This is a genomic window from Flavobacterium rhizosphaerae (assembly GCF_046000445.1).
GTDB lineage: Bacteria > Bacteroidota > Bacteroidia > Flavobacteriales > Flavobacteriaceae > Flavobacterium > Flavobacterium rhizosphaerae.
This window is the reverse complement of sequence record NZ_JBELPZ010000005.1, coordinates 119,436-144,754: the sequence shown is the minus strand read 5'-3', so window position 1 is coordinate 144,754 and position 25,319 is coordinate 119,436. Positions and strand designations below refer to the sequence as shown.

19 protein-coding genes, 2 tRNA genes and 2 pseudogenes are annotated in these 25,319 nt (G+C 41.5%); 8 read left to right on the top strand and 15 right to left on the bottom strand.

Features of this window, described 5'->3' with window-relative positions; all coding sequences use genetic code 11:
• Window positions 1-83: 83 nt before the first annotated feature.
• Window positions 84-1,055, bottom strand: a complete 972-nt coding sequence (locus tag ABS766_RS07215) for a T9SS type A sorting domain-containing protein (protein ID WP_408084455.1) — start codon at window positions 1,053-1,055, stop codon at window positions 84-86.
• A 161-nt stretch (window positions 1,056-1,216) separates the two neighbouring features.
• On the opposite strand from ABS766_RS07215, the gene ABS766_RS07210 reads away from it, so the two are divergent.
• Both ABS766_RS07210 and ABS766_RS07205 read left to right on the top strand, forming a co-directional pair.
• Window positions 1,217-3,130: a M1 family aminopeptidase gene (locus tag ABS766_RS07210; protein WP_408084454.1), complete on the top strand. Its 1,914-nt coding sequence runs from the start codon at window positions 1,217-1,219 to the stop codon at window positions 3,128-3,130.
• A gap of 196 nt (window positions 3,131-3,326) precedes the next feature.
• Window positions 3,327-4,124: a hypothetical protein gene (locus tag ABS766_RS07205; RefSeq protein WP_408084453.1), complete on the top strand. Its 798-nt coding sequence runs from the start codon at window positions 3,327-3,329 to the stop codon at window positions 4,122-4,124.
• A 6-nt stretch (window positions 4,125-4,130) separates the two neighbouring features.
• Here ABS766_RS07205 and ABS766_RS07200 read toward each other — a convergent pair whose 3' ends face one another.
• From ABS766_RS07200 to ABS766_RS07165, 8 genes and pseudogenes are all read right to left on the bottom strand, one after another.
• Window positions 4,131-5,354 carry an MFS transporter gene (locus ABS766_RS07200; protein ID WP_408084452.1) on the bottom strand — a complete coding sequence of 408 codons (1,224 nt, stop codon included), beginning with the start codon at window positions 5,352-5,354 and terminating at the stop codon, window positions 4,131-4,133.
• Window positions 5,355-5,423: 69 nt separating this feature from the next.
• Window positions 5,424-6,421: pseudogene (locus ABS766_RS07195) on the bottom strand (alpha/beta fold hydrolase).
• A 42-nt stretch (window positions 6,422-6,463) separates the two neighbouring features.
• On the bottom strand, window positions 6,464-6,958 hold the full coding sequence (locus ABS766_RS07190) for a cupin domain-containing protein (protein WP_408084451.1): 495 nt from the start codon (window positions 6,956-6,958) through the stop codon (window positions 6,464-6,466).
• A 28-nt stretch (window positions 6,959-6,986) separates the two neighbouring features.
• Complete coding sequence (locus ABS766_RS07185; RefSeq protein WP_408084450.1) at window positions 6,987-7,934, bottom strand: aldo/keto reductase; 948 nt, start codon at window positions 7,932-7,934, stop codon at window positions 6,987-6,989.
• 10 nt (window positions 7,935-7,944) lie between these two features.
• Window positions 7,945-8,316 (bottom strand): DUF1304 domain-containing protein, encoded by a 372-nt coding sequence (locus ABS766_RS07180; protein ID WP_408084449.1) that lies wholly within the window; start codon window positions 8,314-8,316, stop codon window positions 7,945-7,947.
• A 1-nt stretch (window position 8,317) separates the two neighbouring features.
• The gene (locus ABS766_RS07175) at window positions 8,318-9,358 is read right to left on the bottom strand and encodes a Gfo/Idh/MocA family oxidoreductase (RefSeq protein ID WP_408084503.1); all 1,041 of its coding nucleotides are present in this window, start codon (window positions 9,356-9,358) and stop codon (window positions 8,318-8,320) included.
• A gap of 258 nt (window positions 9,359-9,616) precedes the next feature.
• Window positions 9,617-10,696: an NADH:flavin oxidoreductase/NADH oxidase gene (locus ABS766_RS07170; RefSeq protein WP_408084448.1), complete on the bottom strand. Its 1,080-nt coding sequence runs from the start codon at window positions 10,694-10,696 to the stop codon at window positions 9,617-9,619.
• Window positions 10,697-11,092, bottom strand: a complete 396-nt coding sequence (locus ABS766_RS07165) for a DoxX family membrane protein (protein ID WP_408084447.1) — start codon at window positions 11,090-11,092, stop codon at window positions 10,697-10,699.
• Between the two features lie 193 nt (window positions 11,093-11,285).
• On the opposite strand from ABS766_RS07165, the gene rseP reads away from it, so the two are divergent.
• The 3 genes from rseP to ABS766_RS07150 all read left to right on the top strand — a co-directional run bounded on the left by rseP (window position 11,286) and on the right by ABS766_RS07150 (window position 12,972).
• Window positions 11,286-12,611 (top strand): RIP metalloprotease RseP, encoded by a 1,326-nt coding sequence (gene rseP / locus ABS766_RS07160; protein WP_408084446.1) that lies wholly within the window; start codon window positions 11,286-11,288, stop codon window positions 12,609-12,611.
• Between the two features lie 171 nt (window positions 12,612-12,782).
• Window positions 12,783-12,856: transfer RNA gene (locus tag ABS766_RS07155), tRNA-Asn, on the top strand.
• A gap of 44 nt (window positions 12,857-12,900) precedes the next feature.
• Window positions 12,901-12,972: transfer RNA gene (locus ABS766_RS07150), tRNA-Arg, on the top strand.
• A gap of 151 nt (window positions 12,973-13,123) precedes the next feature.
• On the opposite strand, the gene ABS766_RS07145 is transcribed toward ABS766_RS07150, so the two are convergent.
• Both ABS766_RS07145 and ABS766_RS07140 read right to left on the bottom strand, forming a co-directional pair.
• On the bottom strand, window positions 13,124-13,498 hold the full coding sequence (locus tag ABS766_RS07145; RefSeq protein WP_408084445.1) for a YegP family protein: 375 nt from the start codon (window positions 13,496-13,498) through the stop codon (window positions 13,124-13,126).
• A gap of 83 nt (window positions 13,499-13,581) precedes the next feature.
• Window positions 13,582-14,628, bottom strand: coding sequence for a glycosyltransferase family 9 protein (locus ABS766_RS07140; RefSeq protein ID WP_408084444.1), 1,047 nt, complete (start codon window positions 14,626-14,628; stop codon window positions 13,582-13,584).
• Window positions 14,629-14,899: 271 nt separating this feature from the next.
• Here ABS766_RS07140 and ABS766_RS07135 point away from each other — a divergent pair, with 271 nt between their 5' ends.
• A complete protein-coding gene (locus ABS766_RS07135) occupies window positions 14,900-15,883 on the top strand; it encodes an aldo/keto reductase (protein WP_408084443.1) in 984 nt (327 codons plus the stop codon).
• 9 nt (window positions 15,884-15,892) lie between these two features.
• Here the strand turns inward: ABS766_RS07135 and ABS766_RS07130 are convergent, their stop codons facing one another.
• On the bottom strand, window positions 15,893-17,287 hold the full coding sequence (locus tag ABS766_RS07130; RefSeq protein ID WP_408084442.1) for a dicarboxylate/amino acid:cation symporter: 1,395 nt from the start codon (window positions 17,285-17,287) through the stop codon (window positions 15,893-15,895).
• A gap of 203 nt (window positions 17,288-17,490) precedes the next feature.
• On the opposite strand from ABS766_RS07130, the gene ABS766_RS07125 reads away from it, so the two are divergent.
• Together ABS766_RS07125 and ABS766_RS07120 are read left to right on the top strand one after the other, a co-directional pair.
• Entirely contained in the window at window positions 17,491-19,152 is a 1,662-nt protein-coding gene (locus tag ABS766_RS07125) for a DUF6377 domain-containing protein (protein WP_408084441.1), read from the top strand.
• Window positions 19,153-19,345: 193 nt separating this feature from the next.
• Window positions 19,346-22,330, top strand: coding sequence for a T9SS type A sorting domain-containing protein (locus ABS766_RS07120; protein ID WP_408084440.1), 2,985 nt, complete (start codon window positions 19,346-19,348; stop codon window positions 22,328-22,330).
• A 118-nt stretch (window positions 22,331-22,448) separates the two neighbouring features.
• Here the strand turns inward: ABS766_RS07120 and ABS766_RS07115 are convergent.
• The 3 genes and pseudogenes from ABS766_RS07115 to ABS766_RS07105 form a co-directional block, all read right to left on the bottom strand.
• Window positions 22,449-23,944: pseudogene (locus ABS766_RS07115) on the bottom strand (IS1182 family transposase).
• Window positions 23,945-24,080: 136 nt separating this feature from the next.
• Window positions 24,081-24,587, bottom strand: coding sequence for a DinB family protein (locus tag ABS766_RS07110; RefSeq protein WP_408084439.1), 507 nt, complete (start codon window positions 24,585-24,587; stop codon window positions 24,081-24,083).
• Window positions 24,588-24,719: 132 nt separating this feature from the next.
• Window positions 24,720-25,319: an FMN-dependent NADH-azoreductase gene (locus ABS766_RS07105; RefSeq protein ID WP_408084438.1), complete on the bottom strand. Its 600-nt coding sequence runs from the start codon at window positions 25,317-25,319 to the stop codon at window positions 24,720-24,722.

Genomic DNA, 25,319 nt, shown 5'->3' with positions numbered 1-25,319 from the left:
ATAATGACGGCAAATTTAGGGATTTGTTTTTTAATATCTCCGCTGGCTAATAAGGCTGCACTTAAAAAAATTAAAGTGTAGTATTAATTTTTTACAAACTTAATATACTGGCCATTTACATTTATAAAATACATGCCTTTTGCAAGGTTCTCCACATTTATATGAATTTCTCCGGATGATGTTACCCTGTTTTGGCTGATGGTTTTACCTGTAGTATCTACAATTGCATAGTCAGATATTACAGTATTGCCAGCCGTAAGGTTTAGCACATTACTTGCCGGATTGGGATATACCGCTATTTTATTTGATGTTAAGGCTGGCAAACCTGCGGTTTCATCTGGGCCAAACCTGTAAACTGTACCATTGGCAGGATATGCATCAAGGGTTAAGCCTTCGGGTATTTCCTCCAGGGGATATTCGGTATAGGTAGGGTTTGTGCTATTGCCATAAACAATGCCAAGACTATCGTAATCGCCTAAACCTGCAAAAAAGTCATCTTCTGCAGCTATAGTAAGATCGGTGATGTTGTTAGCGCCATAGTGGTATTCAATAGACTGGTCTGCTTCATAAAGCCAAACCTGAAAACTTAAGTAATATTGCCCCTCATTACCTTCCTCGGCTGCTATTTCCAAACCTGCATTTTTAACCTCAAGCTTTAGTATATGGTTGCCTTCAGTACCCTCAAGCTTATAGCCTATAGGAGATACCGAGGTGCCTGTGCTATAAGCACGGTCCTGTATCCATGCTGTTGATACACCTAAGGCATAAACACCTTCGCCATTACTTATTTCATCATCAAAATCAACCCCAACGCCTATAAGGAAAAAAACATCGTCGCTGAAAATAAAACGGTTTACTTCCTGCCCGTTTACCTCAAAATAAAAAGGCACGGCAATTTCAGCAAAATCGTCCACATCCCATACCTCGCCATTATTAACAGAGGTAGCACCCTGTAGGTCGGCATACGCTTGCTGTTGTACGGAAAAATTGTAAAAGCTTTGTGCATTTGCAGCCATTCCTACTGCAAGCAAAATAAACAGAGTAATTTTTTTCATAAAAGTTTAATGATTTTTGTTAGTGATAGATTTTTCTAATCATTATTATATTATCAATTGATATGCCAGTAATTAGCTTTTTTTAAGCCAGTGACCTTTTTTATTAAAATACTTTATATTAGGCTATTATTATTTATAATTATATTTGAAAAAAATATGTGATGAAAAAGATATTGCTCTTGCTTATACTACCTGTTGTTTCTGTTTTTGCCCAGCAAACCGATTTTGAACAAGTAGTGGAAGCGGAACAGAAAGCCGCTTTTAACCTGCAAAATTTTACCAATAATGAGAATACTGGCAATTATGATATGACGCATGTTGTACTGAACTTTACAGTAGACCCTAATGTTCAGTTTGTTAGCGGAACTATAAGCACCACCTATATTGCCAAAGAAAATATGCAAACCATTACGTTTGAGCTTAATGATGCACTTTCTGTAAGTTCTGTTACGCAAAACGGTAGTTTTTTATCATTCACCCAGAACAATAATGACGAACTGGTTATTACCCTACCTGCTGTGCAACAACAGGGTACCGAAGCTACTGTAACAGTAAATTATTCGGGCGCACCATCATTCATACAAGATTCTTTTGTGGCTTCCCAGCACGCGGGTACCCCTATATTATGGACATTATCTGAGCCCTATGGAGCTAAAGAGTGGTGGCCCTGTAAACAGGATTTAAATGATAAGATTGATGAGGGTATAGATGTATACATTACAGCACCTTCTCAATATGTAAGTGTTTCAAACGGTGTAGAGCAGTCTCAAACCAATAATAGTAACGGCACTACCACTACCCATTTTACGCATAACTACCCCATACCGGCATACCTTATAGCTATAGCTGTTACTAACTATAATATCTATACCCAACAGGCCGGTACAGCACCCAATACTTTTCCTGTTGTGAACTACCTGTATCCTGAAAACGAAGCAGATATTATTCCGTTACTTGACCAGACCCCTGCCATTATGAGCTTTTTTGAGGAAGTTTTTGAGCAGTACCCTTTTAGTAACGAGAAATACGGGCATGCCCAATGGAGCGCCGGGGGCGGTATGGAGCATACCACGGTTTCTTTTATGGGGAGCTTTGGCCGAGAAATAGTAGCACATGAACTGGCGCACCAATGGTTTGGCGATAAAATTACCTGCGGCTCGTGGAAAGACATCTGGCTTAATGAAGGGTTTGCCACCTACCTTTCCGGACTTGTGGTGGAAGACCAGGATGGCGATTTTGAATTCAGGTCCTGGCGCGCCGGTAAAATAAGCAATATAGTATCTCAACCGGATGGAAGTGTGTACCTTACAGATAACGACACCCTTGATGAGAGTCGCATTTTTAACACCAGGCTTACCTATAATAAAGGAGCTATGGTACTGCACATGCTGCGCTACAAAATTGGTGATGCCGCTTTTTTTCAGGGGCTTAAAAATTACCTTGCAGATGATGCACTGGCCTACGCCTATGCCAAAACCCCCCAGCTGCAGCAACATCTTGAGGAAACATCGGGCATGGATTTACAGGAATTTTTTAACGACTGGGTATATAACCAGGGGTATCCTACTTATAATATAACTGTTGTTAATAACGGGTTTGGTAATGTGCTGGTAACCATAAACCAGACACAGTCTGATCCCTCGGTTAGTTTTTTTGAAATGCCGGTGTCTTTACGGTTTGCTTCTGCAAATGGCAATATATATGAAACAATAGTTGATAATACATTTAACGGCCAGCAGTTTACTATATCACTGCCGTTTTCTGATTATAGCGAAGTGCTTGTTAACTATAATTTTGATATTATTTGTGCCGAAAATACTGTTACCTTGGGTACAGACAGCACCTTACTAAACGGTGTAACTTTATATCCAAATCCGGCATTGCAGGCTATAAACCTTGCTGTACCACAGGGTATGGTTATACAACACGCACTTTTTTATAATGAATTGGGGCAAAAAGTATTGGAAACCAATAATGAAACCTCTTGGGATATTTCCCAATGGGCCTCGGGCAGTTATATAGCCCGGATAAAAACAGGCACAGGCACTAAAGATATTAAGTTTGTAAAGCAATAGCAGTATGGCCCAAAAACTACTGCTGGTGTTTTTATTATTGGTGTTTGTTACATTGCTTTTAGGCATTAAAAAAAGCCGCAAATTAAGCAGGCAGGATAACATGCTTTATTCAGGCTTATATATCTTTCGGGCAGTGGCAGTAATAGCTGTTATAATGCTTTTCCTGTTTTTTATGTTAATCCGCTAACGTATTAGAATGTTGAAAAAAGCATTGCACATTATACTCTCTATACTCTTAACGGTAATTACCCAGATTGGCGGCATTATCTATTTGATTGCACTTTTAGTTTGCAGAAATGCAAAAAAACATAATTATCTAAAACAGGCGGGGCTTTTAATTGCCCTGTACCTTGTTTGTACGTTTGTAATTGTACCTAATACAGCGCCTCTTTTTGGAAGGGAAAAAGTATATGAATCGGAATATATTAAGGCCCCATGTTTATTTTATAAACTCGCTAACCGAAACTATGTACGGCCGCAGCTTAATACAGTTTTAAAAGAAATTTCATCAGGATTGCAAAAGCAGCATGCCGGAATAAAACTGGTACACCTTGATGCCAACTTTCCGTTTATTAATAAGTTTCCGTTGCTGCCCCACCTGAGCCATAATGACGGCAGGAAAATCGACTTATCGCTTATTTATGAAAACCCGGATAATACACTTACTAACCGCAAACCCTCAATAAGCGGTTACGGGGTTTTTGAAGGGCCAAAGGCCGGGGAATATGACCAGATTGCCGAATGCCGTGACCTGGGCTACTGGCAGTATGATTTTCCTAAGTACCTTACCCTTGGGAGAATTAACCGCGACATACATTTTTCTGAAAATGGCACTGCCGATTTAATGCGTATCATACTTAAAGAAAATAATATTGGGAAAGTGTTTATAGAGCCCCATCTAAAAAAACGTATGGGGCTTACGCACGAAAAAATAAGGTACCATGGGTGCAGGGCAGTACGCCATGATGATCACATACACATACAGCTGAAATAACCTAAATTATTCTGTAGCTACTTTTTTTACAAACAGGGCAATACCAAAACCAAATATGCCTATAAAGGCAAAAGCAAACTGCAGCCCCCAGGCTTCGGCAATATAGCCGATTACGGGCGGGCCTATCATAAAGCCTAAAAAGCTTACACTACTAACTGCCGTTAAGGCAATACTGGGTTCAATACCTTCTAACTTGCTCGCCAGGCTGTACACGCTCGGCACAATTGTACTCACTCCAAGGCCTACTACCATAAAAGCCAGGGCAGCGGGTATTACATACGGTAAAAAAACCGCCGTATATAACCCTATTGAAATTAGGCAGCCGCTAATTTGCATCACCCTTTTACGGCCAAATTTTTTAATGGTACCATCTCCAATAAAACGGCCTAACGCCATAATCAGCATAAATGACGTATACCCCAGCACCACTAACGATTCCGGTGCTTTTACCACATCTTTAAAATACACGCCGCTCCAGTCAAACATAATACCCTCGCTCACCATGCTGCAAAAGCCTATAACCCCAAGCCATATTAATGCAGGGTTAAGCTTTGGTATTAAACGTTTCTTTTTAACTTCACCTTCTGCTACCGCTTTGGGTTTTGGTGGCCTTGTTTTTACCAAAAACCGAAAATTGATAAAAATCACGGTATACAGCAATACTGCCACTATAATAAAATGGATTTTTGGAGCAAGCCCTATGTTTACCATTAAAAGTCCTATAAGGGCCCCAGTGAAACCAGCCAGGCTCCATGAGCCGTGAAAAGAAGACATTATAGGCCTGCGAAAAATACTCTCGGCAAGTATGCCTTGTGTGTTTACCGATATATTGGTGAAGTTGCTAAAAATACCAAAGAAAAAAAGTGAAACCATAAGGTGCCATACCTGCGTTGCCAGGCCAAGGCTAACCATGGCAATAATATACATAAGGATGCCCATAAAAACGGTGTTTTTACTACCGTACTTTACTACCAGCTTGCCGGAAAAAGGCATCATAAGCATTTGCCCGCAGGGTATGGAAAACAATACCGTACCCAGTTCCCCTTTGCTCAGGTGCAGGGCTTCCTGTATATCGGGTATGCGGCTGGCCCATGTAGCAAACGTAAGCCCCATAGAAAAGTAAAACATTGAAACAGCCAGGCGCACCCGGTTTAGGTAGCCCTCTTTGGCTTGCCTGTATGCTTTTAAGGGTTTGCGTACCTTTCGCGATAAGTTAATCTCGGTATCCATACCTACAAAAATAGAATACTTACTTTAATTGTGATGTAAACACTTAATTTTTTAAGCCGACACAACTATTTACTTCTTCAGAAACTCTTTAAGGGGTTTAATAAAACGGTTATAAGCTTCAATATGGGGCAGGTGGCCTACATCATCCAGCTCTACAAGGGTTGCATCAGGAATTTTTTCAGCCGTTAGTTTACCAAGCTTAGGGTAATTTCCTAACTCCTCCTGCACCTCTTTCGGAGCTTTTGCCTTGCCTAATGCCGTGCGGTCGCGCTGCCCGATGATAAGCAGGGTAGGCATTTTAAGGTACTGAAATTCATAACACACGGGCTGGGTAAAAATCATATCATAAGTTAATGCCGCATTTTTGGCAATAACTTCATGCACTTTGGGTTCTATAGTCCACCCTGCCAGCAGGTTTACCCACTCCGCATACTCCGGCTTCCATTTATTATCGTAATAAAAAGTAAGCTGGTATTGTTTTATTTTTTCATAATCCTGTTTCATTTCCTGTGCATACCAGTCATCTATACTTTGGTAAGGCACCCATAGTTTCCAGTCTTCCAGACCTATCGGGTCTTCTAAAATAAGTTTTTCAACCATATCCGGGTACATCAGTGCAAAACGTGTGGCTACCATGCCGCCCATACTGTGCCCCAGTACGGCAAGCTTTTTTATACCGAGCTTATCCAGCACAGCTTTGGTGTTTGTGCCAGCAGTTGAAAGCTGTATTGTATATTGGTGGGCTTGCTACTTTTTCCGAAGCCAATCTGGTCGGGTATGATAACCCTGTACCCCTCTTTGGCTAGGTCATTAGCGGTTTGCTCCCAGTATGCCCCGTTAAAGTTTTTGCCATGCAGCAGCATAACTACCTTGCCGTTGGTTTTTTGGGGGTTTACATCCATATAAGCCATTTCCAGCTGTTGCCCCTGTATGTTAAGCATAATGGTATTTACCTCAAACGGATAGTCATAATTTTCAAGCTGCAGCCCTAATGCTTTAGGCTTTTGATCCTGTGCCGATGCAATAAAAGTGACTAAAAACAATAGCATGTAAAGTAGCTTTTTCATATCATAAATTAAAAGCAGCTATAGCTGCCTGTTTATAATTCTTTATTTCCATAATTCTATAATGCCACCACGGTTGCCCTGCACCGGGTCATTTTCAGGAAACGGTACCCGTGCAATACGCTCGTCTGCTGCGGGGCGCTCTCCGGGTTCGCCTTTCATTATATCATAATCGCTTCCATTGGGATAAGCGCCTACCACACCGAAATCGGCAGAGGCCGAAATCTTTTTATGCCCGGTGCCCGCAGGAAGTATCATAACATCTCCGGGAGCCACAGCTATTTTTTTACCTTTTTCCCCGCCAAGTTGCAATTCAGCAGTGCCGCTATATACTCCCAATACTTCGTGGGTTATGCTATGGTAGTGGTGGTAGGGGTATACACCATTGCGCCAACTATTTGTCCAGTTATTTCCGGCAAAATGCCGCTCCATAACTTCTGCCAGGTTATCACCAGAAAAAGCTTTTTTATAAACCACTGCCGGGAAAACACTATTAGGTATGTGTCCGTCATCCTGAAAATTATAGTGCTGTGTCTCCATAATCTAATTAATGAATTATTACTATTGCTTACCAGGCACTCTCCTGTGTAAGGTACCGCAGTTGTTCTTCGGTTATAGGCAGATCGGGCGCATTAAAAATACTCTCCAGTTGTTTCAGGCCGGTGGCACTTACAATTGGGGCGGTTATGCTTGGGCGGTGTATCAGCCACGCCAGGGCTACGGTTGCGGGAGATGTATCCAGTGAGGCGGCTACTTCATCCAGCGCTTCGAGTATTTTAAAACCACGGTCGTTAAAATACTTATCCATATTGCTACCGCGTTTACTTTTAGATAAATCATCTTTAGTGCGGTACTTACCGGTAAGGAAACCGCTTTCCAGCGAAAAATAGGTTATCACACCCAGGTTGTTACCAAGGCAAAGAGGCTCCAGTGTTTCTTCAAAAGCTTTGCGCTCATATAAATTATAATGGGGCTGCATAGTCTGGTATTCCGGCAGGCCTTTCTCGCGCGCCGTTTCCAGCGACTCTAATAGCCGTTCGGGTGACATATTACTGGCACCAATATAACGTACTTTACCTTCTTTTACCAATTGCTGATAAGCTTCAAGCGTTTCTTCTACCGGGGTATCGCTATCATCAAAATGGGTTTGATAGAGGTCTATATAATCCGTCTGTAGCCTTTTCAGTGAGGCCTCAACTGCTTTAAGTATGTATTCTTTTTTGAGTGTTTTTCCTTCGCCCATATCGCTGCCCACCTTAGTTGCAAGCACCACCTTATCCCGGCTGTCCGACTTTTTAAGCCACTTGCCTATAATGGTTTCACTTTCGCCCCCGTTATTACCATCGGCCCAGCGCGAGTATACATCGGCGGTATCAATAAAATTAAAACCTTTGCCAATAAAGGCATCCAGTATTTCAAAAGATGTTTTCTCATCAATAGTCCAGCCAAAAACATTGCCCCCAAAACAAACGGGGTACACCTGCAAGTCTGAACTGCCTAATTGCCTTTTCTCCATAATAAAAAGTTTAAAAATTGATTGTTGCAACAATAAGCGCAAGGGTTATAAGCGCAGGGAGCGCCTGCACAAAAAATATTTTTTTAGAAGCTGTTAGTGCTCCATATATTCCGGCTACTGCCACGCAACTTAAAAAGAACAGCGAAATGTTTACCCGCCAGACATCATCATTGATGAAGAATGTCCATAAAAGGCCTGCTGCCAAAAAACCGTTATATAAGCCCTGGTTAGCCGCCAATACTTTGGTTTTCGGAAACAAATCTGCCGGAAACTGCCGGAAAATTTTCGGCCCGCGGGTTTGCCATGCAAACATTTCAAACCACATAATGTATAAATGCAGTATGGCTATAACAGTTATTAAAATGCTTATGGCTATTTCCATGTTATAAATCAATTACTTTCTTTTGTTCGCTGCTGGCAATCGCAGCATCTATAATCTTCATGATATTAACGCCGTCCTGTGCCGTAACGGGTTCCGCAGCATCTTCAGTAATAGCTTTATATACGCCATCAAAAATACCGTAGTAATTTCCTTTTTCTGTAGGTATTGTTTTACGTACAACTTCACCATCAATTTCGGTATGCAGTACACCTGACTTCTCTTCTGGTTCCGCACCCCAGTTGTCCAGGTTTGGTTTTGCGCCGGTTTTAAGCACATCTTCCTGAATATCTGCCCTGTCTTTAAAAAAGCTGCCTTTGCGCCCTTGTAGCACAAAGCCCGGCAACTGCTCCCGGTTAAAAAAGCCGGAGTGGAGCCGGACGCGCAAACCGGGATAATAGAGGTACAGGTTAATGTTATCATCTACCTTAGAACCCTCCCGCTCGGTGCGGATGTCTGCAAACACAGCATCAGGATACCCAAACAGGGTAAGCGCCTGGTCTATAATGTGCGGGCCGAGGTCTTTTAAAATACCTGCCCCAAAATTTTCACCCTCTTTCCATGCTTTCGGGCTCAGGTTGGGGTTATAACGGTCAAACCGTATCTCTGCCTCTACAATTTCGCCCAGCACTCCTGAGTCCGCTATCTTCTTTACAGTTTTAAAGTCGCTGTCCCAACGGCGGTTTTGGTATACGGTAAGTTTTACACCTTTCTCTTTAGCCAGCCTATCCAATTCTTCTGCCTCGGCGGCTGTGGTAGTAAACGCCTTTTCTACCAGGGCATGCTTTCCGGCTTCCAATACTTTTTTAGCATATTCATAATGGGTATCTACCGGGGTATTCACTACCACCAGGTCTACATCATCGGCCAGTACTTCTTCTAAAGAGGTGTAGCGTTTTACATCAGGATAGTCCTGCCGTATCAAATCTTTACTGCGCTCCCACGCGCCCATTAATATAAATCCCGGATGCAGGGTTAAAAAGGGTGCGTGAAAAATTTTGCCGGACATGCCGTATGATAATAATGCTGTTTTTACCTGTTTCATGATGCTCTCCCCGCGCCCCTCCATGGAGGGGCAAGCAGGATGTTATTAGTTACTAATTATTTTAACTGTAAACAGAATACCTGTTTACTGAACAATGCCTTGCGGAAACCTGAAAATAAATTCCCGACCTTTGCCTGTTACTTTGTTTTGATCCTTTTTTAATACATTTCTTTCACACCGCCTCTTTAATTTTTAGCCAAAATGTGAAAGAAATAAGCCCAACCCCGGCTCTCTCCAAATGAGAGGGTGGCATACGGATTAACTTTTCTTCCTGAATTTTGCCCTTTCATATTGTGTCGGCCAGATGGTTTCGGCACCCAGCTCATGTGCAAAACGCAGCGGCAGATTTGGGTCTCGCAGCGATTCCCTGGCAAAAAACACCAAGTCAGCTTTACCTTCTTTAACTATGGCCTCTGCCTGCTGGGCTTCGGTTATAAGACCCACGGCAGCAGAGAGGATATGGGCTTCGTTCTTAACCCTTTCGGCTATAGGTACCTGGTACCCAGGCTCTACAGGAATTTGTTGCCATGATACAGCACCGCCAGAGGAACAGTCTACAACATCTACTCCCTTATCTTTTAATATTTTAGCCAATGCTACCGACTCATCTACATTCCAGCCGCCCTCTGCCCAGTCGGTGCCGCTTATGCGCACAAACAGCGGCAGGTCTACAGGCCATTCTGTTTTAACAGCGTCTACAATTTCCAGGAGCAGGCGGATACGGTTTTCAAAACTACCGCCATATTCATCAATACGGGTGTTAGTTAGCGGCGAAAGAAACTGGTGTATCAGGTAGCCGTGTGCGGCATGTATCTCTACTACCTTATAACAGGCTTCATGCGCCCTGCGGGCGGCCGCTTTAAAATCAGCAATTACTTTTTTTATACCCTCAGCATCAAGTTCGTGCGGTGCCTCAGGCTCATTTTCGCTATACTTAATAGCGCTTGGGGCTACGGTTTGCCAGCCGTTTTCGGTTGTGGTAAGCTTACCGCCACCCTGCCATGGCGGCGCCGTGCTGGCCTTACGCCCGGCATGTGCCAGCTGTATACCAGGAAACGTGTTTTCCTGGGTTATAAAGGTGGTAATTTCTTTATATTTTTCTATATGCTCATCGCTCCAGATACCTAGATCTTCAGGAGATATGCGCCCTTCCGGCGAAACAGCAGTGGCCTCCTGTATAATTAGCCCGGCACCGCCAATGGCGCGGGCGCCCAGATGTACTAAGTGCCAGTTATTGGCAAAGCCGTCTTTAGCCGAATACTGGCACATGGGCGAAACCACTATGCGATTTTTAAGGATGATACTTTTTAATTGCAGTATACTAAATAGTCGTGACATTTATAGATTGTATTTATAGTCAATAGAATAATGGTTTGAAGCAATATATTGCAGCAGACATACTAATATAGCTCCATGTATAAGCTGCGAGGGTATGGCATCCCACTGCTCCAGCATGGCAGAGCCAAAAATAAGAACCATCATAATTATGGCACCCGCTACTACTGCCTGTTTGGTAAAAAGGCCTATCAGCAATAAAAAGCCCGTAAGCAGTTCGGCAAAAGGCAATATATAACTAAAAGGTTTCACCAGTATTTGTGGGAGCATAGACTGCGCAAACTGGGCTGTCATCCAATTACTGAACTCCATAAGCTTGGGCATACGCACCAATCCGTGGCCAAAAAGGCTCATGCCGGCCAGCAACCGCAGTAATAAATAAGGCAGGGGTTTCATCATAAGCAGTTTTACTTAAAAGTAAGGAAATATCTTATAATACACGCACCGTAAAGTTACCGTACAATGCTTAGAAATGAAACAGCTTTGCACAATAATTAACAAAACATTTAAAGCCGGATGTATATATATAAAATAAGTGTTTATAAATTAGAAAACACTATTTTTGTGCGTTTATTTACATTAAATACTTAGAATGGATACACTCATACGGATTGCACAGTTGGTGCTGATGTTGTCAATATTAGTAATACTTCACGAATTTGGGCATTATATAACCGCAAAGATGTTTAAAGTTCGGGTAGAAAAATTTTACCTGTTTATGGACGCCGGTTTTTCGCTAATCAAGAAAAAAATAGGAGAAACAGAATGGGGCATCGGCTGGCTGCCATTAGGAGGATATGTTAAGCTGAGCGGTATGATTGACGAAAGCATGGATACCGAACAAATGACAAGCGAACCGCAACCGTGGGAGTTTCGCAGTAAACCAGCCTGGCAAAGGCTTATTATCATGCTGGGTGGTATTATAGTAAACCTGCTGTTGGCATGGTTTATTTACACAATGATTTTTTGCACATATGGAAAAAAATATATTAGTACAGAGGTTGTGCAGGAAAACGGGCTTGCTTTTGGATCTATAGGCAAAGCTGCCGGTTTTAAAGACGGAGATAAAATTATAAGCGTAGATGGTAAATACCAGCGCCAGTTTGACCGCCTGCAACTTGATGTACTGCTGGGCGATGAAATTACTGTTTTGCGAAATGGAGAGCCTTTTACAATACACCTTAGTGACGAAAGCATCCATGACATTCTTGAAAAAGAAGGGCGCGATTTTATTCACCCCATGGTTAACGCATCGGTTATAGACAGCTTAAACCCCAAGGGCAACGCAATAAAATCCGGATTAAAAAAGGGAGATACTATTGTGGGCGTAGAGGGGCAGCCGCTAAAATATATGGCCCAGGTAAGTGAAGAAGCAAGTAAACATAAAAACGGTAAAATTAACCTTGAAATAAAACGCGGCACTACCCCAATGACTATTTCTACCGCAGTAGACTCAATGGGAGTGATGGGTTTTATTCAAAAAGCACAGCAGAAGGAAGACTATTTTATTACCGAAAAACATAACTTTTTTGAAGCCATACCGGCTGCAATGGAAGAATCTTATTCTAAGCTGTATTACACCATAAAACAGTTTAAGCTTATACTGCGCCCAAGCACCGGTGCCTATACCCAGGTGCAAAGTGTAGTAGGTATTGCCTCTAAACTGCCCCCAACATGGAACTGGGAGTTTTTCTGGAACTTTACAGCCTTCTTTTCGGTAGCCTTAGCCTTTATGAATTTACTGCCCATACCCGGGCTTGATGGCGGACATGCCATATTTACCATTGCCGAAATGATAACCGGACGCAAGTTAAGCGATAAAGCTGCCGGGGTGGTACAAACCGTGGGCATGGTTATTTTGCTGAGCCTTATGGTTTTGGTTTTTGGTAAAGATATTTATCAGCTAATTGTAAAATAAACCGGAAAAAAAACCTTGAAATTTTAGGCGAATTTATTTGCTGAAATTAAAAATGGTTATATATTTGCACCGCTGTAAAGGTAACGCCTTTTAAGAAAAAGTTCTTTTTAAAACCATGTGTAATTTTTTTTGATACCTTTATCATTAAATTACAATATATAATATACAGTTTCCTCCTTAGCTCAGTTGGTTAGAGCATCTGACTGTTAATCAGAGGGTCCTTGGTTCGAGCCCAAGAGGGGGAGCTTTTTAATAGAAAGGCTATCAGAAATGATGGCCTTTTTTATTCGGCCTCGTAGTTCAACGGATAGAATGGGAGTTTCCTAAACTTTTGATACAGGTTCGATTCCTGTCGAGGCTACAAGCCCGCTTCATGTATGATGAAGCGGGCTTTTTATTTAATAGGCGGGTAATAATTTATATGCTTAAGGAAAATCCAAAGGCTGCATAGCATACGGCAAGTTTTAGAGTAGCACACCTATTTAGCCTTTATAAAATAAAATGTATGCCTGCTAAACATCCTGCACGGCAGGCCCATTAGCCTCTTCATCGGCAAATACAAAGTCGTTATCCGAAAAATCCAGTGTCTCTGTATCCGGAAGGTATTTTAATATCATTTCAATTCCTTTTTCAAGGCTGTATGTGGTTGAATATTTACGGCTGGTGGCCAAAACCAACCCCCCTGTAGAAATGCGGAAAAAATATTTGCCCGACGGCGTAGTTTTTCTGCTGAAAGTAAGTTTGGCAATATTTTCTTTTATCCCGGCAATCATACGCTCACAGTCTGCTTTTTCTTTACAGCCTATACTGGTAAATATGGTTTTACCTTTTTTTGATGCAAAAACAAATTTATAATCCCTGTTAGTACGTTTGCTTATTACTATCATCCTGCTAATTTAACTGTGCCTGTTTTATAAAAGGGTGCAAATCTAAATAAAAGAAATTATTCTGCCTGTAAAATTCAATACTGTTATGCAGGCAGTATATTGCGTACTGCTTCTATAATTTGTTCCTGGCTGCAGGTAGCCGTATTTAACGCTACGCTTTTGTTACCATAGGGCTGGTATTGTTTAGGGTTGGTTACGGCAAACAGACCCACTGTTGGCGTTAATGAGGCACTTGCAAGATGCATAATACCACTATCGGCACCTATAAATACTTTGGTATTGGCTATAAAAGCAGCTATTTCACGTATATCGCGGCTGTAATAGCTTGGTGCTTTGAAATCAATTTGCGATACATTTTCTGCGGGTAGCACCTCAACAATACTATAATCGGGAAATTCAGCCTGTAATTTTTGGTAAAAAGGTTCCCACCAGTCGTTCTTATAACATTTAGCGCCTGTGGCATATGTAAAAATACTTATAACGGGTTTTGTATTACCTGTAAGCCCGGCAAGTATTTTTCTGCTTTGTGAAAATTCACTTTCAGATAATTTTAAGTCCAGTAACGGCACAGGGCTGTCATTTTTAAACCCAAGCCTTGATAAATAATAACGCAGGTTATACACCGGGAATTTAGCCATGTGCAGATAATCGGGGTATTTGGCTTTAAGGTTTTCTTTTTCATCGCCATACACTTTGTATTTTGCCCGCGCCAGCGTAGTGGCAATACGCCCGCTGGACGAGCCTTTAGATACGTTAACTACTAAATCATAGCCATTACCTTTTACTTTAAACCACACCTTAAGGTAATTCACAAACTCTTTAAATGGTTTTTTAGGGAGTTGTATGGCACGTTTAACTTCCGGGTAGTTTTGGAAAACAATTGGTGTAAGCCCCCCTTTTACAAATATATCTATACTACACCCGGGAAAAGTACTGGCCAATTCCTGCATAAGGGGTGTAACCAGCAACAGGTTGCCCAACCTGTGGTTAGGCCGTATTACTAAAACTTTTTTTATAGTAACCGCACCATTAACCGCTATAGGGGCATCGCCATCTTTCCCTCCTATATTTTTTGTGAGGCTTCTGGTAAGGTAACGCCTGTACTTGTTTATCCGGGCTTTAAAGCTCATAAAAAGTATTTGATTTATACTGGTTTCAATTCTAAAAATAGTATTAAAGTGCAATTATAATATAAAAAGATTGTTTTTTTAGGTTATTTTTTTGATCCTGTTAATTTTAAGAGAGTTTTAAGGTAGCCAGGTTTTTATCGTTTACGTTTATTGTAATTTTTTACCCTTTTAAAAAGGGTAAACGGGTAAGCCTAACCCTCAGCGCTCACTAAAGCCATACCTGTTATGGCTTTTTTATGTACTTTTATAAATTGTAATACAAAACCAAACTATGAAGTACAGGGATTTTAAAGGAGAAGCCATAGCCGAAGTGGGCCAGGGAACCTGGCAGCTGGGCAATGCCGACTGGGGTAATATTAATGAACAGAAAGCTTTTGAAATATTAGATACCTATACCAATGCGGGTGGTAATTTTATAGATACTGCCGATGTATATGGCCTTGGTACCAGCGAGCGCTTTATAGGCAAGTACCTTAAAGAAACCGGTAAAAAAGTTTTTGTTGTCACTAAACTTGGGCGCAGGCACGACGGCGCTAACGGCTGGCCACAAAACTTTACTTATGATGCTATTAAACGGCACGTGGAAAGTTCGCTCGAAAACCTGGGCACCAACCAGCTTTTTTTAGAACAACTGCACTGCATACCTACCGAAGAATTAAAAAAGGGCGAAGTGTTTGAACATTTACGCCGCATACAACAAGAAGGGCTTATAAAACATTTTGGCGTAAGCGTAGAAACTGCTGAAGAAGCGCTGATATGCCTTGAACATAGTGATGTAGCTTCATTACAGATTATTTTTAACCTGTTCCGCCAGCATATAGCCGATGATTTTTTTGATAAAGCCCAAAATCAGGGTACTGCACTTATTGCAAGGGTACCCCTGGCAAGCGGTTTGTTGAGCGGGAAGTTTTCGGCAGATACAAAATTTGAAGAAAATGACCACCGTAATTATAATGCCAACGGCGATGCTTTTAACGTTGGGGAAACCTTTAGCGGGGTAGATTTTAAAGAAGGTGTAGCCCTTGCTGAGGAAATAAAACAACTATTGCCACAGGGCAATCTGGCACAACAAAGCATATGCTGGATTTTACAACATCCCGCCATTACCACGGTTATACCGGGCGCTACCAAAATCACACAGGTAGAAAGCAATGTTGGTGCTGCAGCTTTACCTGCTTTTAAAGCGGAAACTATGCAGCAGCTAAGAAGTTTTTATGACCGAAGCATCAAACCTAAAATACGCGGAGTATATTAGTATCGTTTCTTAGCGGTGCAACTGCTCGTCGGCACTATAAATTTCGGCAGCCTCCAGGTTATCATCAAATTCGCCTTCCCAGCGGGCTATAACGGCTGATGCAAGGCAGTTGCCAACCACATTTATAGAGGTACGCGCCATATCCATAAGTTCATCAATACCCAGTATGGCCATAATAGGCCATAACGGCAACCCGAATGATGCTGCGGTACCCATTAATATTACCAGTGAGGCACGCGGTATACCCGCTACACCCTTACTGGTTACCATAAGGGTAAACACCATAATAAGCTGTTCCCCTAATTCTAAATGCATACCTGCGGCCTGGGCTACAAATACACTGGCTAACGAAAGGTACAGCGTAGTGCCGTCAAGGTTAAAACTGTAGCCCATTGGCATTACAAACGATACTATTTTTTTGGGCACCCCAATACTCACCATAGCTTCCATAGCCCTTGGCAGGGCTGCCTCGCTGCTGGTAGTGGCAAACGCAATAGAAACCGGTTGGCGTATGGCTTGTAAAAACCGTATTACAGGCACCCTGAAAAAGAGTGCTATAGGCAATAATACACAGAGTGCAAATATTATAAGCGCACCATACAGCAATAATAGCAGTGCAAAAAGATTTTGCAAAATACCAAGCCCCATGTGCCCAACGGTATAGGCCATGGCTGCCCCTACGCCTATAGGCGCAAAGTACATTACAATATTGGTAAACTTAAACATCACTTCAGAGAGGCTCTCGGTAAAATCTACCATTACTTTGCGTTGCCTGTCCGGCACCATAATAAGCCCAATACCAAATAGTACACTAAATACTACTATCTGCAAAACCTCGCCTTCGGCAATGCTTCTGGCTATATTTTCAGGAAAAATGTGCAATATAATATCCTGCCAGGTCTGTTCTACTGCCGGGGGCAATTCAGATTGCAACCCTTCGGGCAACAATATCCCTTCCCCCACCGGAAAAATATTTATAGCAGCAACACCTATAAAAAGGGCCAGAGTAGTAACAATTTCAAAATATAGTAATGACTTCCACCCCATGCGCCCCACCTGCTTAATATCGCTGTGGCCTGCTATGCCATAAACCAATGTGGCAAATATTAGCGGTCCTACAATCGTTTTTATAAGCTTTAAAAATATTTTACTCAGTACACGCAGGTTAATAGCCACATCAGGCCAGTCATGCCCCACACATGCACCAATAACCAGGCATACCAGTATCCATGTGGTCAGGCTGCGCTTGCTAAATCCATAAACTATTAAAACGATTACTGTAAGCCACCGTAAGCCGAATAATACCTCATTGGAAACATCTGTTATAAAATAATCTATAAAATAAAGTGTAGCGGTTAACAGTATGGTTATTAAGGCTAATAAGGAAAAGTTTTTTGGTTTCATCAAAAGTGTTTTGTGTTTATACAGGCAAAATAACTAATGGGTGTTACATTACACTCAGCGGTAAAAATAGGGTAAATTTATTTTTTTGCCTCATTTCAGCCCTATTTAATACCCTTACGGTACATTTTGCTGCTTGTTAGTCACAATTTAAATTATGTATATTTGGCTATTATTATTTTTTTATGCAAAAAAATATGCTATTAATGAAAAAAGTAATTTTATTTATTATACTATTATTTTCCTGCCCCTTATTTGCTTCAGAAACAGATTCTTTACTGTTGGTACTCGAAAAAGAAATGGCAAAAAGCACCTTATATGAGTCCGCAAAAAAAACGCGTATAACACAATTAAAAAACTTTTTAACCGACATTACAGTAACTGATGCAGAAAGGTATAATATAAATGAAAAACTAATTGAGGAATACCTGCCCTATAAGTTTGATGCAACGCTGTACTATATTAACAAAAATATAGCGCTGGCACAAAAGCTAAATAACACCTTATTGCTTTTTAATGCGCGCATGCACCTTGCCTATGTGTTGTCTTCGTCAGGAAATTATACCGAAGCGCAGGATATTATGCAACATATTAATCCTGAAAAACTTTTTGGTACGCTAAAAACAAGATATTATTATGTGCAGATGTGGCTGTATTACCGGCTTGGTTTTTACAGCCCTGAAAATACTCTTAAAACGCAGTATACTACACTGTATACAGCATATGCCGACACATTGCTTTTACTTGCCAAACCAAACTCTGAACTGTACCTTTCTACAATAGAAATACGCCACCGTGATGCCGGAAAATACGCAAAAAACCGTAATGACAACCTTAAACGGCTCGCTATGGCTACCCCGGGTACCCGCACCTACTCCAGTATTACTTTTTTTTTAGCACAGAGTTACCTGCCCGAAAATAATATAAAAGCGTATAAAAAGTATCTTATACTTTCTGCCCTGTCAGATATAAAAGCTTCTATTAAAGACAATGCATCACTAACGGCACTGGCAGTACAGTTGTTTAAAGAAAACGATATTAAGCGTGCGCACCGCTATATCAATGTAGCTTTTGACGACGCCTCTTTTTTCAACTCACGCCTGCGGCTGGCATCGCTTTCAAATATATTGCCTATTATTAATAAGGCATATGAGCAGGACATACAGCATCAAAAAGAAAAGCTACAGGTGTACCTTATTATAATAAGCCTGCTTACTTTATTATTGCTGTTTACCATATTTTTTATACGCAAACAGGTAAAAAAACTTTCTGCTGCCCGTAAAAACCTGCAACAGGCGAATAACAGGTTAAACGACCTTAATACACAGCTACTGCATACCAATACAGAACTGAAAGGGCTATATAGCGAACTCAGTGAAATCAATCGTATTAAAGAATATTATATTGGTACGCTGCTAAATGTTTGCTCTGATTATCTGGACAAGCTTGATGGATATCGTAAAACCGTTAAAAAAATGATTTTGGCCAAACAGATAGATGAGCTTTTAAAAAGAACAAAGTCAGGACAGATTATTGACGAGGAAATAAACCTGTTTTATAAAAATTTTGATGCTATCTTCCTGCACATCTACCCGCACTTTGTTGAGCAGCTTAACAGCCTGTTAGTTCCCGAAGAAAAAATAGTACTTAAAAAAGACGAATTGCTTACCACAGAACTACGCATATTTGCCCTGATACGGCTCGGCATTACCGATAGCGGTAAAATAGCCAAACTGCTTCGGTATTCTGTAAATACCATTTATAACTACAGGGTTAAAGTTAAAAACAAAGCCGCCGTCCCCCGGGATGAATTTGAAAATCTTGTCATGAAAATCGGTTCTTTTGCTGATACTCCCAATCATAAATAGCCCCAGAATTTCATCAAATTAAAATTATATACAGATAACACATCTACTTTTTAAAGGACAACAACTAATGCAAACTATTAATTTACAATAATTTGCATTACCTGCAATCTACTTATTCACTACACTTTTATAAACTACTTGTTTTATTCGCGTTATTCGCAAACGATATAGTGAATTAAACATAAAAACTTGTATGAAAAAATTATTACTCTCACTGGGCATGTTGGTAAGCCTGGCACATGTACATGGGCAAACACTGGAGCAAACCATGTATATAGACTTTGGCCCTAATGTTGGTACCAACGGCGCCATAACCGTAAACCCTGACCTCAATAATAATTACTGGAACAACCCTACAAGCGGAGCAGTAGGCGCTACGTATGATATTGTAAATAACCAGAATACCGATACCGGTATTGATATGGAGGTTACCAACAATTTTATTGTAAACACCTCTATTAATTACGGCCCTACAGCACCGGTAGCATCGCTTTTGGGAGATTTGGCTATTGGCACGGCAACCCAGGATTACTGGTACCTTGAAAGCGGTGGATCGGGCAACAATACCGGGCAGGTAACTTTTAGCAACCTTACCGCAGGTAACGGCTATAAATTTTACATTTTTGCCTCCCGGCCCACTACCGCTATACGCAAAACGGCTTATACAGTAACCGGGCTTAACAGCTTTAACGGGCAGATACAAACCAGTGACAGTGGCACAGGCAATATAAATACTATCCTTGAAACTACAATCATCTCACCCGATGCTAATGGTACAATTACTATTGATGTATCAATTGCGCAAGACGCTTTCGGCTACATGAATGTGATTAAAATGGAGGAGTATAACAATCTGCCTGTAGTTGATGTTACATCAATAACTGTAACCGGCACTGATATTATAACCAGCGGAGGTACTTCGCAAATGATGGCTGATGTACTGCCTGCAGATGCCACTTACCCCGGTGTAGTTTGGAGTGTAGATGATACTTCTGTAGCTATAATCAACGAAAATGGCATGCTGATTCCAACCGGAAACGGTAGTGTAACTGTAACGGCTACAAGTGCCACAAACCCTGATGTATCCGGCAGTACGGTTATTACCATAAGTGACCAGTGGACAGAACTCTATCTTAACGGCAGCGCTACAGAGAATGGTGACAACCCCTCTACCGCCCTTCCTATGCACATGGTAACCGGCTTAGAGGGTACCATTAGCAATATATTTGAAATTTATACCAGCCTTGACGAAAACGGTACCTTCAGCTTTTATAACGGGCAGGGTGATACCGCTACAATGTATGGCGAAAACGGTACTGCCGGCATTATAGAAGCAGGTGGAGATGCGATAGACCCTGTAGAAAGCGGCCCGGTACGTATTACGGTAAACCTTGCAACTGGCGCCTATACTATATTACCCATTAACTGGAGCGTGGTGGGCAGCAGCATTGCAGGCGGCTGGGGAGGTGATGAAACCTTAACCTATCAGGGCAATGGTGTTTGGCAGGCGGAAGTAGATATGACCGTAGTAGGTACTGATACTAACCCACGCTTTGTATTTAAGGCCAACCAAAGCTGGAGCTATGTATTTAAAAAAATAACAGGCTCCCAACATTCGGTTATAATGGAATCGGTTGCCAATGAGTATGGCGTACCTATGAGCGATATCGACCTGAAGTATGGCAATTTCATCATTACACTTGACCTGGGTAATTATACGTATGGTATAGAGTGCGTTTCTATAGACCCTTATAAAATATCATTTATGGGTTCATCAGTCATTAACGGCCAAGGTGCAACAGGCCTTCATGGTTATGCTTACTTATACAATGAAATACTTCAGGATAGGGCCATTAACGGAAGCTCTCCTTTTTACAGGTCTAATATTTCGGTAAATGGTAACACCACGGTATCAGTACTAAACCGTTTTGAGAAAGATTTGGTAGGCGATTGCAGTAGCTATGTTGTATTTGGGCTTGCACTTGGTAACGAAGGCATACACGAAGCGGGGCAGGTAGCTTTTGATCAGTATAATGAAAACCTACAGCAAATTATTGATATGACCGAAGAAATTGGCAAAACTCCGGTAGTGTTTAACAACTATGGACGAGGAGATTATAATACTACTGATTATGAATTTATAAAGGAAATGAACCTGATGATGGCACAATGGGATGTACCGAGCACCAACCTGCTGGGTGCCATGGATAACGGTACCGGAAACTGGGTTGACGGTTATTGGGATGATGGCCTGCACCCTAATGATGCCGGCCACGCTGAATTTGCGTATGCTATAGTTCCCTCCCTATTTGATGCCCTTGAGGCAGGCAAGCCGCAACCGCAGTTAAGCATGAATACCTATATAACCCCCGATCCTGTTTCGGGTGGTGGTGCACTTACTTTTACCCCTGATAATACTGTACATTCATTTACCGTATCATTTGATATTCAAACTACAGGTAACGGCCACATGATGGCATTTACCACTAATGGTAGTAATGAGGGTTCACTATTGCTTAATGAAAATGGCTATGTAGTGTATACAGCCCCATCTGGCAGTACTATTACAGGTACAATAGCTGTTAACGACGGCGCATGGCATAAAGTAACCCTTACCCATTATTATGCATGGAGCCATACTGTGCTGTATACAGATGCAACAGCTGAAGGCAGTGTTGATGAACAACTCGAACCACAGGTATATTCATTGCACGGAACTAATGCCCCGGCAAATATTAATTACCGGAACTGGTTTTTTTACCGTTCTGGGATGAATGAAATGGAAATTACAGCCCTTAATGAAGGTGCCATGCTAAAATCAAGTCTTGAATTATATGCCCCATTAGATAGTGAGGCAGCAACTCCGGAAATGATGTTTGCAAATAAAGCTCAGAGTACTAATACTATAAACAGTACCAATTTTACATTAGGTACAAAAAGTGTAATTTCTCTGGGCAATATAACGGCCTACCCCAACCCGGTTAAAGATGTGCTTACTATAAGCACAAAGAACCAGGTAACTGTTGACAGTATTGAAGTGTATAATACTTTAGGCATGATGGTACAAGGTGCCCATGCTTCAGCTACTATTAACCTTTATGCCTTACAAGCGGGTATTTATATGGTTAAGGTAAAAGCCGGGGCTACCACATCAACCATAAAAATTATAAAAGAGTAAAAACTACTTATTTTAAATGCAAACGAAGCCGTCTCAATACTAAATTGGGGCGGTTTTTTTATGTTGTTTTATTTTGGACTACTGTGTTCAAAAAAGTTGGGTAAAGTTTTAATGTAGTTTATGCGGCTAATTTCTTCCTTAAATTGTGCCCTAAAGCCATTAACCCGAACTCTAACTCTACTTTTTCAAGGCCTTTTAACGTAAAGCGCCTAAAGCCTTGGTTGTGTTTGAGTTGTGCAAACACGGGTTCTACATCGGCTGTACGCTGTTTTCTTTTTTTGATTCCTTTTTCGCTAAGCAGTAATTCCCTGACACGTTCTTTATGCCGCTCAAGGTTATGATTCCTCTCAATGCTGCGGTTGCCGTGGGCCTTAAAACATTGGCCGCGCAAGGGGCAGCCTTCACAATTTTGGGCTTGATAGTGTGATAAATCTTGCGTGTAGCCAGCTTCGGTTATGCGCTTGGTTTGATGGGTTTTGTACATTTTCTGCCCCATTGGGCATATATAAAAATCCCCATCGGGGTTGTAATAAAGGTTTTCCTTGCTAAATGGTTTGTGTTTGGTTTGATAATTCCTGTCCTGCTCTTTATCAAAAGTATTGTATTTCACATAAGCTGTAAGCCCGTGCTTTTCCAGGTAATCGTAGTTTTCTTCGCTTCCGTAGCCCGCATCGGCGGTAATTTCCTCTAACCCGTTAAACACCTCTTTACCAAAAGTTTCTTTCAGGTTTTCTAAATGGGGCTGCGGGGTTTTGGTATCAGTTGGGTTTTGGTGGATGGTATAATTTACAATGATTTGTTTCTCTGTTGATATCTGGGCATTGTAAGCAGCCTTGAGCTGGCCGTTTTGCATGTGGTCTTCTTTCATCCGCATAAAAGTAGCATCAGTATCGGTCTTGCTATAAGAGTTCCTCTCCCCTAAAATAGCCTCCTGTTGTTCATACTTTTCAAGGTTGTTTTCAAAATTTTGTTTGATATAGCGCAGCTTGGCTTTGGCTTTTGGGCTTGCTTTTTCATTCCCGGAGAGCTTGGCATCTATCTCCGTCACTGTCTTTTGGATAACTTCTTTGCTGATTTCTTTAAACTCAGGCGGCTCGGGATTATTACCATCATCGCTAATGCTTTGGGCATAGTTCCATAGTTCTTCCAGTTGGGTTAGCATTTTAGCCTTGTTGGTTTTAATGCTTTTGCCCCAAACAAAGCTGTACTTGTTGGCCTGGGCTTCTATTTTTGTGCCATCGGTATAAATTTGTTTTAAGCTAATCAGCCCTTCTTCTGCCAACATTAAAACCACCTGCTGAAAAATCTCTTTAAAGGAATCTTTCAGCTTATTGGTTCGAAAACGGCTGATGGTATTATGGTCAATAACAGCCATTCCTGTCAGCCACATGAAATTAATGTTTTCCCCGACCGCTAATTCTATCTTCTTGGAGGAATAAATATTGGTCATGTAGGCATACAGTATTACCTTAAGCAACATTTTTGGATGATAGGAAGGGTTGCCTTCCTCACTGTAGGCTTTTAAAAGCGGTTTGATGTTTAAAGCCTCTACAACCTTATCTACTTACGCACCGGATGCGATGGGGCTATAAAATCATCAAATGAATAGGGCAAAAGGGTGGTTTGGTGTTGGTTCTAATGTTTGAATTTCATATTTAAGCCGCTAAAAATCAACACTTAAATATACGAATTACTTCCCTAAAATGCAAAAAAACCGCCTCAGGTTGTGAGACGGCTTCGTTTGCATAGTTTACATAGGTCTGTCCCAAAAAGCGGGTGGTTCTATATTTAGGGCCCGCAGGTATACATACCCCTGTGCACGGTGGTGTATCTCGTTATCCATAAAATACTGTATAGCGCTTAAAATAGTACCGTCCCATTGCCCGAAAATTTTCACTTTATCACCATAATCGGCTGCTGAAATCTGCTCCCAGTAGGTTTCAAGCATTTCCGTAGCCTCATCCCAGTTTTTAAGAAGCTGTTCTTTTGTCTCGGGCATTCCCTCCCCGGTAATATATGCCGGTTGGCCATTACCCCAATCACCAGTGGCAAGCCCTTTTACGCCTGCCCCGGTAAGCGTTATTATTTCCATTGCCTGCGTGGCAAAAGGGCGCATACCCCCAATAGAAAATGTAAATAAGTCATTCTCAGGGAAAGTCTCTATTACCCTGCGGGTAAGCCCACGGTGCCCCTGCCAGTGTTTTAGCAATGTTTCGGGAGTCATAATGGCTGATGTAACCTGTTTTACCTGTTCCATAATATTGTTGTTTTTGATTATAGCTACAAAAGTACAGGGAGGTAGTGACAAAGGTATGTCAGCAGGTTTTTAAAATGTATAAAAAAAAGCTACCGGTATAGATAGCTTAAATAAAAGGGTGTGTTTTTTATATTATACCTCTATGGAAGCCAAGGCTTTGTCAAAGGCGTTTTCCTTCAGGCCGGGTATGGCAAGCCCTTCTGCTCGGATAACCGACACATCCTGTATACCAATAAAGCCTAAAACTGCCGTTAAATAAGGAGTTGCAAAGTCAAGCCCGGTTGCAGGGCCTTCACTGTAAACCCCTCCGGATGAAAATGCCAGGTATACCTTTTTACCTGCAGCAAGCCCTTTAGGGCCTTCAGCTGTATAGCTAAATGTTTTTCCGGCACGCAGCACGTGGTCTAACCAGCTTTTTAGGTTGCTCGGTACACCAAAGTTGTAAAGTGGCACACCTATAACCAATATGTCGGCATCAAAAAGTTGCGCAATAGCTGCATCAGAGGCTTTAATTACTTCTTTTTGCAGCTCAGTATGCTGGTCAACCGGAGTACGCAATGCATTTACAGTTGCTTCATCAAGATGAGGAAGCGGATGCTCCGCCAGATTTAATTCAGTTACCGTACTACCAGGATGTGTTTGCAGCACTTCATTTACTAATGCATTACCAAGTTTAATACTTATAGATTCTTTCCCTCTGGGACTTGTTATTATGTGCAGTATGTTTTTCAT